This window comes from Methylobacterium sp. D48H (assembly GCF_053345715.1).
Map to the genome: position 1 here is coordinate 89,936 of NZ_JBKFAP010000017.1, position 13,223 is coordinate 103,158.

Genomic DNA, 13,223 nt, shown 5'->3' on the forward strand with positions numbered 1-13,223 from the left:
TCGGCGCCACGGCTCCCCACGCTCGGGGAGGGGCGGGATCTGAAGCTTCAGAGTCCGGCGTACATCCGGCCGGGGTTGAGCACCCCGGCGGGGTCGTGCGCCGCCTTGATGCCGGCGGTGAGCCGCATCAGCGGCTCGGCCAGCGGCTCGAACACCGGCACGGCGGCGCGCACGGCGTCGGGGGCCCGCACCAGCGTGGCGTGGCCGCCCTGCGCCCGCACCGCCCGGCGCACCGTCGCGGCGCCGGCATCGCCCGCCGCGCCGGTGGCGAGCCAGATCAGGCCGCCGCCCCAGTCGAAGAACCAGCGCGCGTCGCGCTCGGCCGCGACCGCCGCCGCCAGGGCCGGCCCGCGGGTCGGCGCGGTGGAGATCCGCCACAGGGCGGCCTCCCGCGGCTCGGCGAGCGGCGCCGCGTCGCGCACCGTCCGCCACAGGGCGGCGCCGGTCTCGCCGTCGATGATCTCGGGCTGGCCGTAGCGCTTCAGCAGGCGCCGCAGCTCGCCCGTGCGGTAGTCGATGGAGTCGGAGAAACCCTCGAGGCGCATCAGGGTCCGCGCCTCCGGGGCGCCGATCCCGGCCGGCAGGTGCGCGGCGCCCGTGAGCTCGAAGGGCGAGCCCAGCGCCTCCGACAGGGCGGTCACCGCCCGCGTGTCGTCCAGGCCGGAGAAGACCAGGGTCGCCACCCGCTCGCAGGCGGGCAGCACCTTGAAGGTGACCTCGGTGAGGAGGCCCAGCGTGCCGTGGGCGCCGGCCATCAGCTTCACGAGATCGAGGCCGGTGACGTTCTTCATCACCCGGCCGCCCGACTTGATCGCCTCGCCGCGCCCGTTGACGAAGCGCACGCCGATCAGGCTGTCCCGGGCGGCGCCGGCATTGATCCGCCGGGGGCCGGCATTGTTGATCGCCGCCACGGCCCCGAGGGTCGGCTCGCCGGCGGTGCCGTACAGGCCGCGCAGATCCATCGGCTCGAAGGGCAGCATCTGGCCGCGGGAGGCGAGCAGCGCCTCGACCTCGGCGAGCGGCGTCCCGGCCCGGGCCGCCACCACCATCTCGGCGGGCTCGTAGAGCGTGACGCCGGTGAGCGCCTGCGCGGAGAGCGTCGCGCTATCCTGTGCGGGCCGGCCGAGCCCCGCGGCGGTGCCGCCGCCGGCGAGGCGCAGGCCCTCGCCGCGCCCGGCGGCCGCCCGCACGATCTCCCCGGCCTCCGCCTCGGTGCCGGGCTCGTAGACGCCCATCGTTCCCGTCCCGGTCCTGTTTGTATCCATTCCAGGACGGGTGTCGCCGGATCCGGCGGCGGATTCAAGCGCAGGCGGAGTCGCGGGGTTTCAGCGGCGGGATTTCCACTGCGCCGCCTTCGCGTGAGCCTACTCCGCCGCCACGGTCCGCGCCGGGCGCAGGCGCGCCAGGACCTGACGGCGCAGGCCGGCGATGTCGAAGATCCAGACCAGGGCGCCGTAGAGAACCATCCCGGACGGGACCAGCACGGCCAGGGCGGTGGCGGGCGGCAGCTGCCGGAAGGGGGCGAGGGCGAGCCCCATCGCCGCGCAGGCGAGCGCGGCGACGCCGATCTCGCCCCAGGGCAGTACGATGCGCCCCGGGCCGGTGAGGGCGCGCCAGCCGAGCCACGTTCCGGCGGCGGCGAGGCCCGCGGTCTGCGCCACCGCGACGCCGAGCCCGCCCATCCGGTCCGGGAGGACCAGCAGGCCGGCGCCGTTCACCGCGAGGCCGACCAGGGCGGCGGCGACCACCGGCAGGGTCTTGCGGCGGATCTGGAAGACCGGGTTGAGGGCGTAGAACATCATCGCGAGGCAGAACAGGCCCGGCATCAGCACGGTGCTGTAGGTCTCGAACGGTCCGCGATATGCGTCCGGCACCACCAGGCCCTGGAGGGCCGGCAGCACCGCCCAGAAGCCGACCGCGCAGGGTGCCAGCAGGGCGAACACGGTGCCGGCATTGGCGGCGACCTGCGCCTCTGCGGCGGCGCGGCCGCTCTGCTCCTCGGCCTGCACGGCGAACTGGAACAGCAGCAGGTCGAGGGCGGTGCCCAGCGTCATCAGCGAGCGCGAGGTGACGTCGGCCGCCAGGGCGAAGTAGCCGGCCTCGGCGAAGCCGGCATGGCCCGCGATGGCGCCGCGATTGACGAAGGCCAGGCACTGGTAGGCGGTGTTGGCGGCGATCAGCGGCAGGCCGTAGCGCGCGAAGACCCGCCAGGTCGTCGACAGGCGCGGCCGCTCGAGGGGCGTGCGCGGGTCGCGCAGGGGGTGGCGCAGCACCGCCACCGCGAGGAGCTGGCTGAGCCCCGCCGCCGCCAGCACCCAGGCCGGCTGGGGCAGCCACCACGCCGCCGCGGCCATCATGGCGAAGGACAGGACGTTCTTCACCGCCACGAGGCCGAGATAGAGCTTGCCGTCGAACCGCGCCCGGGCGAGGGCCGCGTGGTAGTCGAACACGCCGATGCCCAGGGCCGCGAGTCCGGTGCCGCACAGGACCGCCTCGCGCCCGTCGGCGCCGCCGGCGAAGCCGAAGGCCCCGCACAGGGCCGCGGCGGCCAGGAGCAGCGCGCCGATGCGCAGGTAGGCCCGGTCGAGCCCGTGGCGGATCCACGGCTCGTCGACGCGCACGCGCCCCGAGTAGAACCGCGTCGCCGACAGGCGCAGCCACTCGAACAGCACCGTGTTCAGCACGATGGCGCCGGTGGTCGCGAGGGCGAACCGGCCGAAATCCGCCGGGCCCAGCAGCTTGGCGATCAGCAGGCCGAGGACGAAGTTGAGCCCCGCATTGATGACGAAGGCGACGATCACGGCCATGGACGGCGACTCATGCGCGGCGGGATTGCCCCCGCCCGTTGCGTACGCTGTAGCGCGCGAGCCGTAAGACTCCCCTAAACGGGCGAGATCGGGGCGGAGACCCGCGCGGCTCCCGGAACCGTCCGGTCACGCGGCCCGGACGGTGTCGAGGAAGCGCGCGACCTCGGCCGCGAGCGTCTCGGACTGGCGCGACAGCGCGGACGCCGCCGCGAGCACCGCGTTGGCCGCCCGGCCGGTCTCCTCGGCGGCCCCCGCGACGCCGAGGATCGTGCGGGTCACCGCGCCGGTGCCGACGGCCGCCTCCCCGACGTTGCGGACGATCTCCCGGGTGGCCGATCCCTGCTCCTCCACCGCCGCCGCGATCGCGCTCACCACGCCGCTGATCTCCCGGATCCGCTCCGCGATCGCGCCGATCGCCGCCACGGCCCCGCCGGTCGCGCCCTGGATGCCGGCGATCTGGCCCGCGATCTCCTCGGTCGCCCGGGCGGTCTGCGCGGCCAGGGCCTTCACCTCGCCGGCGACGACCGCGAAGCCATGACCCGCCTCGCCGGCCCTGGCGGCCTCGATCGTGGCGTTGAGCGCCAGCAGGTTGGTCTGCCCGGCGATCGCCGCGATCAGCCCGACCACGTCGCCGATCCGCGCGACCGCGTCGCTCAGGTCCCGGACCATCGCGCCGGTCTGCCCCGCTTCCGCGACGGCCCCCTGGGCGAGCCGGGTCGATCCCTCGACCTGCCGGCCGATCTCCTCCACGGAGGCGCCGAGCTCCTCGGCCGCGGCCGCCACGGTGCCGACGTTGGTGGCGGCCTCCTCGGCGGCGGCCGCCACGGTGCTGGACTGGCTGGCGGTCTCGGTCGCGGTGGCCGTCATGGTCTGCGCCGTGCCCTGCAGCGCGGTGGCCGCGTCCGAGACCTGGGCGATGACGCCGCCGACCGTCCGCTCGAAGCGCTCGGCCATCGCCCGCAGGTCGGACCGGCGCCGTGCCTCCGCCGCCTGACGCGCCTCGGCGGCCTCGGATTCGAGCTGGCGGCCGCGGATGAGGTTGTCCTTGAACACCTGGACGGCCCGCGCCATGGCGCCGATCTCGTTGCGGTAGGTGCGCGCCGGGACCGTGACGGAGGCGTCCCCGTCGGCCAGCGCCCCCATCGTGGCGGTCAGCACCCGGAGCGGGCGCAGCACGCCGCCGAACAGGGTCCACAGGCCGAGGGCCACCAGCAGGATCACCGCCAGCAGCGCCGCCCCGCTGCGCGCGACGTCGCCCCGCGCGTCCTCGGCGAGGGCTTCGGCGCGCGCCACCATCGCGTCGAGGGCCGCGTCGCAGAGGGCCACGAGGGAGCGCTGGTTCACCGTGTTGCGGTCGCGCAGCTCCGCGAAGGTGTGGCGCGGGGGCGCGTGGGTGCTGAGCGCGTCGAAGACCGCCCGCGCGATGGCCTCGGTGTCGCCCTCGAAATTGGCGGCCTTCGCCCGCTCGTACGCGGCCCGCACCGTCTCCGAGACGTCGACCGCGGCCTCGGTGGTGCGGCGCCACGCGGACAGAAGCTCGGTCCGCTCCGCCGCCGCCGCGACCGTCTCGGGCAGGGACCACGCCGCGCCGGCGACCAGCGAGGCCTGTACCCGGACCGCGACGTTGCCGCTGGCGACGCGCGTCTCCCAGGCCGCCTGCTTGAGGGCGAGATAGCGCTGCAGCACCGGATCGGACCGGGGAATGGCCGCGTCGACCGCCTTCAGCGTGGCCGTCAGCGCCTCGAGCAGGTCCTGGAAGGCGGCCATCGCGGCGTCCCGCAGCGCCGGGTCACGCCGGGCCAGCGGCAGCCCGAGGGCCGCGTCGATGCGGGGGCGCAGGTCCGCCATCGCCGCCTGCGCGGTGCTCAGGCGCTCGAGCGTCGCGCTGACCGCCGGCTCTGCCAGATCGCCCAGGCTGCGCCGGGCCCGGCCGTAATGCTCGGTCAGCGCCTGCCGGCTCCCCGCGATGGTCGACAGGGTCTTCGCGTCCGCCGGCGCCTCACCCCCGAGGGCGAGCGTCGATCCGCGCTCGAGCCGCAGCGGCAGGATCGTCCGGAGGAGGCCCTGGCTCGCCTGCGTCAGGGTCAGGGCTCTGGCGGCGCCCGCCGCCCGCGCCCGCGCGTCGACGAGTGTCCGCACCGCGTTGCCCAGCGCCATGCAGGCCATGATGACGATCACCAGGCACAGCAAAGTCCGGATCGAGAAGCGTCCCAGCCAGCGAGTCATCGGTGAGATCTCATGTCCCGCGATGCTCTGTCTTAGAACGTAAGGTTTTGTCAGGCAATCGACCGAAATTATTCGACAGAAGTACGGATTTATAGGTCGATGATCGACCTAATTGTGAAGTAATATGGGACAAAGACCAGAATTGGCGAGGATTGTCGGGAATTGGACCGCATTCTCGCGTGACGATCTCGGCGCGGTCGCCGGCCGCGCGGCGGGTTTGTGCCGGTCCGTGGCGCGGCGCGAGGGACCAGGTATCCTGCGGGCGCACTCCCGAAGAGCCGCAGGTTCAGCGCTGTCGGCCTGCCGGTGCCCCCGCGATGACGGAGTGTGGCGCGAGGACGCGCCTGGCCGGATCTCGCTATCGCCGGGACGGTGTGCGGGCCAGCCGGCGGCTGGGCGGTGGTCCGCGCGGCAGTCCGCGCGGCGCCTACAGCGCGCGCTCGTAGCGCCACGCCTCCATCCCGTCCTCGTAATAGTCCGGCCGCACGGCGAAGCGGGTGTAGCCCCGGCGCTCGTAGAGGCGGATGCCGGCGCCGTTGTCGGCGCGCACCTCCAGCCGGAGCCGGTCGCAGCCCTCCGCGCGGGCGCGGGCCTCCGCGGCGTCGAGGAGACGACTGCCGAGGCCGAGGCCGCCGCGATTCGGCGCCACCGCGATCGAGGCCAGCCGGGCGATCCGGCTGCCGCGCCGCCGCTCCAGCACCGCGGCGCCGACGAGCACCGGAACGGGATCCCGGTCCGGCGGGTCGATCAGGGCCGCCAGCACGTCCATGGAGGGCGAGCGGATCGCGTGGCGGATCGCCCGGCGCTCGGCCCGGTCGGTGGCGAAGGCGGCGTGCTCCAGGGCGACGAGGGCGTCGAGATCGGCGAGCGTGGCGGTGCGAATCGCCGGCTCGGGGAGCCCGTCGCCGACCGGGCTGCGCAAGGGGGCGCTCATGACCGGGCGCTCACAGGGAGGCGCTCACGCCCGCGCCGTCGCGGTGAATCTGGTCGGCCCGGCCATCGCTCGCTCGCTCGCCTGAGTACTCTGCCCCGTCCGGTCAGATGCCCGCTTCCGCCCCGCTTGGGAAGCCCGCACGGCCCCGTCGACGCGGTCGGGGCGCGTCGTCGATGCGTCGTTTTTGCAACGGAGCGCGCGGGGTGTGGATTGCGGGCGGAAAAGCGGGCGTTCCGGGGCGGTTTCCCCTTGTCGCGCGGGTCCCGTCTCCGTATATGCGCCGTGCCCAATTTCGCACGTGCCTGTGGCCGCGTGTCGGTTGGTGGGCATCCGGTCAACTGCCGGACAGCCGCCAGGGGTCTTAAAGGATCGATGGTCGCAAGGGTGGATCCCTACGGCCGGCATCCAGGTGGCAACACCGGACCCCGACAACAACCGGCAGCCGGAGGCGAAACCGGCGAACCCCGCTCTCCACGGGGGACGCAGCTTAAAGCAACGACGAACGGGCTTTTTTGGTCTCGTCGGCCCTCCACAGGCCGGCACCGAAGAGGCTTGTTTCTCTTTGCCCGGCGTGCGGTGGGGGTCCTCCCTTCCAATCCACGGCAGCTTCCGGGTGCTCTGCGCCCGCTCCGACGCACGCGTCTCCAAAGCGCGTGGGTCCGCGCGACGCATCGCCCCCTGACGCCGGCGGCCCGTTCGGGCCGTCATCTTCGACAGCGCGCCCCGCGTAGGGCGCTCGCGAACCCGTGCCGGGAGACAACCATGACCGACCGCATCCGTGACTTCCTGCGCGTGCGCCGCGACCTCGGTCAGGACGAGGGCCCCGTGATGGTCCTCGACCTCGACGTCGTGCGCGACAACTACACCGCCTTCGCGCGCTCCCTGCCGGACACCCGCGTGTTCTACGCCGTGAAGGCGAACCCGGCCCCCGAGGTGCTGCGCCTGCTCGCCGAGATGGGCTCCTGCTTCGACACCGCCTCGGTGGCCGAGATGGAGATGGTGCTGGCCGCCGGCGCCACCGCCGACCGGATCTCCTTCGGCAACACCATCAAGAAGGAGCGCTGCATCGGCCGCGCCCTGAAGCTCGGCATCCGCCTGTTCGCGGTCGACTGCCAGGCCGAGGTCGAGAAGATCGCCCGGGCCACCGACGCGCTGGGCGTGCCGGCGGGCGAGGTGCGGGTGTTCTGCCGCATCCTGTGCGACGGCGCGGGCGCCGACTGGCCGCTCTCCCGCAAGTTCGGCTGCGTGCCCGAGATGGCCGCGGACGTGCTGGAGCACGCCCACCGCCAGGGGCTCGAGGCCTACGGCATCTCGTTCCACGTCGGCTCGCAGCAGGGCAACACCGAGGCCTGGGACGGGGCGCTCGGCTCCGCGGCGGCGATCTTCCGCGAGTGCGCGGAGCGCGGCATCGGCCTCTCGATGGTCAATCTCGGCGGCGGCTTCCCGACCAAGTACCTCAAGGCGGTGCCGGGCGTGGAGAGCTACGGAGAGGCGATCTTCCGGGGCCTGACCAAGCATTTCGGCAACCAGATCCCCGAGACGATCATCGAGCCGGGCCGCGGCATGGTCGGCAATGCCGGCCTGATCGAGGCCGAGGTCGTGCTCGTGTCGAAGAAGTCCGCCGAGGCCGACGAGGTCCGATGGGTCTACCTCGACATCGGCAAGTTCGGGGGGCTCGCCGAGACCATGGACGAGGCGATCCGCTACCCGATCCGCACCGCGCGGGACGGGGAGGCGACCGAGCCCTGCGTCATCGCCGGCCCGACCTGCGACTCGGTGGACGTGCTCTACGAGCGGCAGCTCTACCCGCTGCCGGTCTCGCTCTCGATCGGCGACAAGGTGCTGATCGAGGGCGCGGGCGCCTACACCACGACCTACGCGGCGGTGGCCTTCAACGGCTTCCCGCCCCTTCAGCAGATCGTCATCTGATCCTTCCTAGGATCAGGACGGGTTCCGGCTGAGGGACGCAGGCTCCTCCGTCCTCGCGAGCGGAGCGAAGCGATCCAGGGACGCGCGACGCCTTCCGACGTTTCGCTGCCCTGGGTCACGTCGCTTCGCTCGTGATGACGGGGAGGGCGACCCGGCCGGACGCTGACGTCCACCACCGCGTCGACCGAGGGCGTCCGGCTCTCGGTCACAGACAATCGCTTCTCCCGCTCGCCGGCCCGGGGAGGGCACAGCCATGATCGAGATCCGCGCGGAGCATCTCCACGACGTCCCGGCGCGCGAGCGCCTGCTCGACGCGTGCTTTCCCGGCAATCGGCGCGCCAAGACCTCGGAGCGCCTGCGCGAGGGCCGCCTGCCGGCCCGCGGCCTCGCCTTCGCGGCGACCCGGGCGGGACGGCTCGTCGGCACCCTGCGGCTGTGGCACGTCGAGGCCGGGCTCGCCCGCCCGGCGCTGCTGCTCGGCCCGCTCGCCGTCGATCCGGCAATCCAGGGCCAGGGGCTCGGCTCGGTGATGATGCAGGCGGCCCTCGGCCGGGCGGAATCCCTCGGACACGGCGCCGTGCTGCTGGTCGGCGACGCGCCCTACTACGCGCGCTTCGGCTTCGACCGGGCGCTCGCGGAGGGCCTGACCCTGCCGGGGCCGTTCGAGCGCGCGCGCTTCCTCGGTCTCGAGCTGCGCGCGGGCGCGCTGGCGGGCGCCGAGGGGATGGTCCGGGCGACCGGCGTGCCGGCGCCGGTGGGCGCGGTGGCCAACGAGGCGGGGGTGGCGCGACGACGCGCCGCCTGAACGGGGCTTCGGCGCTCCGCCGATCTGAGGCGACGAACCGTCTTCGCGAGCGGAGCGAAGCGAGCCAGGGTCGCGCCCCGCTCAATGACGCCGCGCTGCCCTGGGTCGCTTCGCTGCGCTCGCGATGACGGCGTGCAGAGCCGGTATGCTCCGTGGGGCGACCGCATCGACCGCCTTGGCCAGCCCCATGCATTGCGCACGCCGCCCGCGATCCCGCATAGACGGTCCGCCGGCCTCCCGGAGAAGGTTGCTCGACCGATGCAGATCGCCACGCCCTACCTGATGTTCCTGGGCGACGTGCCCGACACGCTGGCGGCCAAGACCGCCTACGGGATCAAGGACTGGCGCCCCGAATGGTGCGTCGGCCAGATGCGCCTGCCGAGCTGCGCCGCCGATCTCGGCATCCCCGACATGACCCTGCCCGAGGCCCTGGCGAAGGGCTGCCGGACCCTGGTGATCGGCGTCGTCAACGCCGGTGGCGTCCTGCCGGACCACTGGGTCAAGGAGATCGTCGCGGCGATCGAGGCCGGGCTCGACGTGGCGAGCGGCCTGCACGTGAAGCTCGGCGCGGTCCCGGCCATCGCGGAGGCCGCCGCCCGCCGCGGCCGCCAGCTCCACGACGTCCGCCACACCGACGAGCGCTTCCCCACCGGCAAGGGCACGAAGCGGACGGGGCGGCGCCTGCTCACCGTCGGCACCGACTGCTCGGTCGGCAAGAAGTACACCGTGCTGGCCCTGGAGCGCGGCATGCGCGAGCGCGGCCTCGACGCCGATTTCCGCGCCACGGGCCAGACCGGCGTGTTCATCTCCGGCCGGGGCGTCGCCATCGACGCCGTCGTGGCCGACTTCATCTCCGGCGCCGTCGAGACGATCTCGCCCGAGGCCGAGCCGAACCACTGGGACCTGATCGAGGGCCAGGGCTCGCTCTACCACCCGTCCTTCGCGGGCGTGAGCCTCGGCCTGCTCCACGGCGCGCAGGCCGACGCCTTCGTGGTCTGCCACGAGCCGACCCGCACCAACATGCGCGGCGTGAAGCACCCGCTTCCGACCATCCGGCAGGTGATCGACCTCACCGTGCAGCTCGGCAGCCTGACCAATCCGGGGATCAAGCCGGTCGGCATCGCGGTGAACACCCAGGCGCTCGCAGAGGGCGAGGCCCGGGCGCTCCTCGACGCGCTCGGCTCCGAGCACGGCCTGCCCGCCACCGACCCGGTGCGCTTCGGCGTCGACGGGCTGGTCGACCGGATCGTCGCCGACTTCCCGGCGATCTGATACCGCTTCCCTGTGCCGGCTCTCACGCCGTCCTTGCGAGCGGAGCGAAGCAATCCAGCAGCGGCATGCCAACCGGCCGCTCGCTGCCCTGGGTCACTTCGCTCCGCCCGTGATGACGGAGCGGGCTGCATCGACCGCAGGCTTGAACCGGAGACCGTACGACATGGCCCGCCGCCTGACCCTCGCCGTCGAGCGCTTCCCGATCGCCGGCGCCTTCACGATCTCCCGCGGCAGCCGCACCGAGATCGCCGTCGTGGTGGCGACGATCGCGGACGGCGACGCGGTCGGGCGCGGCGAGTGCGTGCCCTATCCGCGCTACGGGGAGAGCGTCGAGAGCGTCAGTGCCCTGATCGAGGGCCAGGCGGAGGCGATCGCGGCCGGGATCGGGCGGGACGCGCTCATGACCCGCATGAAGGCGGGCGCCGCGCGCAACGCCCTCGACTGCGCGCTGTTCGACCTCGAGGCGAAGCGGCAGGGCCGTCCCGCCTGGGAGATCGCGGGTCTCGCCGAGCCCCGGCCGGCCATCACCGCCTACACGCTGAGCCTCGGCACGCCGGCGAGCATGGCGGAGGCCGCCCGCAAGGCCGCCCACAGGCCGCTGCTCAAGGTCAAGCTCGGCGGGGACGGCGATCCCGAGCGCATCGCCGCGGTGCGGGCCGGCGCGCCGGAATCCCGGCTGATCGTCGACGCCAACGAGGCGTGGCGGCCCGAGAACGTGGAGGCCAACCTCGCGGCCTGCCTGCGAGCGGGCGTCGCGCTGATCGAGCAGCCGCTGCCGGCCGACGCCGACGCCCTGCTCGCCGAGATCCCCCACCCGGTGCCGGTCTGCGCCGACGAGAGCCTCCACGACCGCGCCGGCCTCGACGCGCTGGCCGGGCGCTACGACGCGATCAACATCAAGCTCGACAAGACCGGCGGCCTGACCGAGGCGGTGCTCCTCGCCCGCGAGGCGCGGGCCCGGGGGCTCTCGATCATGGTCGGCTGCATGCTCGGGACCTCGCTGGGCATGGCGCCGGCGGCGCTGCTCGCCAACGACGCGGAGTTCGTCGACCTCGACGGGCCGCTGCTGCTGGCCCGGGACCGTGACCCGCCGCTGCGCTACGAGGGCAGCCTGATGCACCCGCCGACGCCGGACCTCTGGGGCTAGGGCCCGCGGCGGGGTGGTCGTCGTCCGCGGTCCCGAGAGGGTCCCGCGCGATGTCCCGGAGGCGCCACCCTGTGGAGATCCCGGGTGCGGAGGATAGGGATCGCCCCGCCTGTCACCGGCGGGGCCTCACAAAGGGTTTGGGATTAGGTATACCAGAAGGCTTGCCTTCCGCTCGCCCGGCTGCCATCCATCGCACGTGCGCTTGGGGCCGTGGCGTGGACGCGCTGTTCCCAGCAGCCAGACAACACACAGCAAGTCTCAATGCTGGGGAGGACCGACGTGGCCAAGAACATCCTGATCCTGGGGGCCTCCTACGGCTCGCTCCTGGGCACCAAGCTCCTGATGGCCGGTCACAACGTGACCCTGGTGTGCCGGCGGAAGACCGCGGACCTGATCAACCGCGAGGGGACCGAGGTCCGCATCAAGCTGCGCGACGAGAAGGAGCACCGCGCGATCCACTCGCGCGATCTGCCCGGCAAGGTCGACGCGATGCCGCCGGAGGACGTCGACGTGTCGCGCTACGACCTCGTCGGCCTGGCCATGCAGGAGCCGCAGTACAACAACCACACGATCCGCGTCCTCATGATCAAGATCGCGGCGGCGAAGCTGCCGTGCCTGTCGATCATGAACATGCCGCCGCTGCCCTACCTCAAGCGGATCCCGGCGCTCGCCGCCATGGACCTCGAGGACGCCTACACCAATGCCGGCGTGTGGGACCGGTTCGAGCCGGGTCTGGTGTCGCTCTGCTCCCCCGATCCGCAGGCCTTCCGGCCGCCGGAGGAGGAGGCGAACGTCCTCCACGTCGGCCTGCCGACGAACTTCAAGGCCGCGACCTTCGCGGACGAGGCCCATAACCGGCTGCTCCGGGAGCTTGAGGCCGACATCGACGCCGTGCGCCTCGACGGGCACGACGTGCCGGTGAAGCTCAAGGTGTTCGACTCGCTGTTCGTGCCGCTGGCCAAGTGGTCGATGCTGCTCACCGGCAATTACCGCTGCATCACCCCGGGCGAGCCGCAATCCATCCACGACGCCGTCCACGGCGACCTGGCGCGGTCGCGGGCGATCTACGACCACGTCGACGGCATCGCCCGGAAGCTCGGCGCCGACGCGGCCGACCAGGTGCCGTTCGAGAAGTACGCCAAGGCCGCCGAGAGCCTGCTGAAGCCGTCCTCAGCGGCGCGGGCCGTGGCGAACGGCGCGCCCTACATCGAGCGGGTCGACCTGCTGGTGAAGCTCATCTCGCACCAGCTCGGCGAGCCGAACGCCGAGATCGACCGCACCGTCGAGACCGTCGACCGCAAGCTCGACGAGCGCATCATCGAGGGCTGACGGGCGCTGCCTTCGCTTCGCTCCGTCATCACGAGCGGAGCGAAGTGACCCGGGGCGGCGCGCCATCGGTCGGCGTGGCGCCGCTGGATTGCGTCGCTGCGCTCGCAAAGACGGTGGCGAGGTCTCCAACCGGAAACGGTATCACTCCGCCAGATCCAGAAAATGCCGCCCCTGGCGGTCGTCGATCTCGACGATCCAGAGATCGGAATCGAACCGGATCTCCTTGGTCAGGCGCTCCTCCACGTCGAGCGGGCTGCCGCCGGTGACGATCGCGGCGAAGCGGCGGTCGCCGCTCTCCTCGGCCTCGAACAGCGCTTGCGGCGCCGGTCCGTAGAGGTCGGCGCTGCCGTCGAGCCGATCGACCTTCACGAAGATCGCGCCCGCCTCCGCGGATCCGCGCCGGCGCAGCACCGCCGGGATGCCCGCGACGTCCAGACGCCGCAGATGGGCCGAGACCCAGAAATCGGAGCGCAGGCGCATGCGTCTGTAGCCCTGTGAATCGCGCGGCCCGCGCCGCGGGCGGGCGATCCGGCGCGGCGGTCGGCCCCTGAAACCCGGCCGGTTGTGAGCGGCGCAAGCCCCGCCATGCGCGAAAGCGCCGGCACGGGCAAGCGCGGATGCGCGACGCCGCCCGTCTAGAGCAAACGGCTCAGCGCGGCGAATAATCCGCCAAAAAATCCAGTATTTTTCGGGATTAAAAAAGAATTGAACGATGTGCGTCAGCGCACATCTATAGTATTTTCTGCCGCCTAACTGAGCAAAGGGCGCCCGAAT

The 13,223-nt window shown here is 72.9% G+C and carries 10 protein-coding genes; 5 read left to right on the top strand and 5 right to left on the bottom strand.

The genetic code is table 11. The features are described from left to right. Nucleotides 1-47 precede the first annotated feature (47 nt). The 4 genes from ACLBX8_RS22755 to ACLBX8_RS22770 form a co-directional block, all read right to left on the bottom strand. A complete protein-coding gene (locus tag ACLBX8_RS22755) occupies nt 48-1,235 on the bottom strand; it encodes an FAD-binding protein (protein ID WP_447699974.1) in 1,188 nt (395 codons plus the stop codon). A gap of 129 nt (nt 1,236-1,364) precedes the next feature. Next, nucleotides 1,365-2,807, bottom strand: a complete 1,443-nt coding sequence (locus tag ACLBX8_RS22760; protein WP_447699975.1) for a lipopolysaccharide biosynthesis protein — start codon at nt 2,805-2,807, stop codon at nt 1,365-1,367. 126 nt (nt 2,808-2,933) lie between these two features. Beyond that, nucleotides 2,934-5,033: a methyl-accepting chemotaxis protein gene (locus tag ACLBX8_RS22765; RefSeq protein WP_447699976.1), complete on the bottom strand. Its 2,100-nt coding sequence runs from the start codon at nt 5,031-5,033 to the stop codon at nt 2,934-2,936. Nucleotides 5,034-5,460: 427 nt separating this feature from the next. After that, nucleotides 5,461-5,967 carry a GNAT family N-acetyltransferase gene (locus ACLBX8_RS22770; RefSeq protein ID WP_447699977.1) on the bottom strand — a complete coding sequence of 169 codons (507 nt, stop codon included), beginning with the start codon at nt 5,965-5,967 and terminating at the stop codon, nt 5,461-5,463. Nucleotides 5,968-6,729: 762 nt separating this feature from the next. Here ACLBX8_RS22770 and ACLBX8_RS22775 point away from each other — a divergent pair. The 5 genes from ACLBX8_RS22775 (at nt 6,730) to ACLBX8_RS22795 (ending at nt 12,449) form a co-directional block, all read left to right on the top strand. Then, nucleotides 6,730-7,896, top strand: coding sequence for a type III PLP-dependent enzyme (locus ACLBX8_RS22775; RefSeq protein ID WP_020091146.1), 1,167 nt, complete (start codon nt 6,730-6,732; stop codon nt 7,894-7,896). A 253-nt stretch (nt 7,897-8,149) separates the two neighbouring features. After that, complete coding sequence (locus ACLBX8_RS22780) at nt 8,150-8,701, top strand: GNAT family N-acetyltransferase (protein ID WP_091928083.1); 552 nt, start codon at nt 8,150-8,152, stop codon at nt 8,699-8,701. 258 nt (nt 8,702-8,959) lie between these two features. Further along, nucleotides 8,960-9,973, top strand: coding sequence for an N-acetyltransferase DgcN (dgcN, locus tag ACLBX8_RS22785; RefSeq protein ID WP_447699978.1), 1,014 nt, complete (start codon nt 8,960-8,962; stop codon nt 9,971-9,973). Between the two features lie 163 nt (nt 9,974-10,136). After that, entirely contained in the window at nt 10,137-11,120 is a 984-nt protein-coding gene (dgcA, locus tag ACLBX8_RS22790; RefSeq protein WP_447699979.1) for an N-acetyl-D-Glu racemase DgcA, read from the top strand. Nucleotides 11,121-11,399: 279 nt separating this feature from the next. After that, a complete protein-coding gene (locus ACLBX8_RS22795; protein ID WP_091675797.1) occupies nt 11,400-12,449 on the top strand; it encodes a ketopantoate reductase family protein in 1,050 nt (349 codons plus the stop codon). 141 nt (nt 12,450-12,590) lie between these two features. Here the strand turns inward: ACLBX8_RS22795 and ACLBX8_RS22800 are convergent, their stop codons facing one another. Beyond that, a complete protein-coding gene (locus tag ACLBX8_RS22800) occupies nt 12,591-12,929 on the bottom strand; it encodes a DUF1491 family protein (RefSeq protein ID WP_020091141.1) in 339 nt (112 codons plus the stop codon). Between the last annotated feature and the right edge of the window lie 294 nt (nt 12,930-13,223).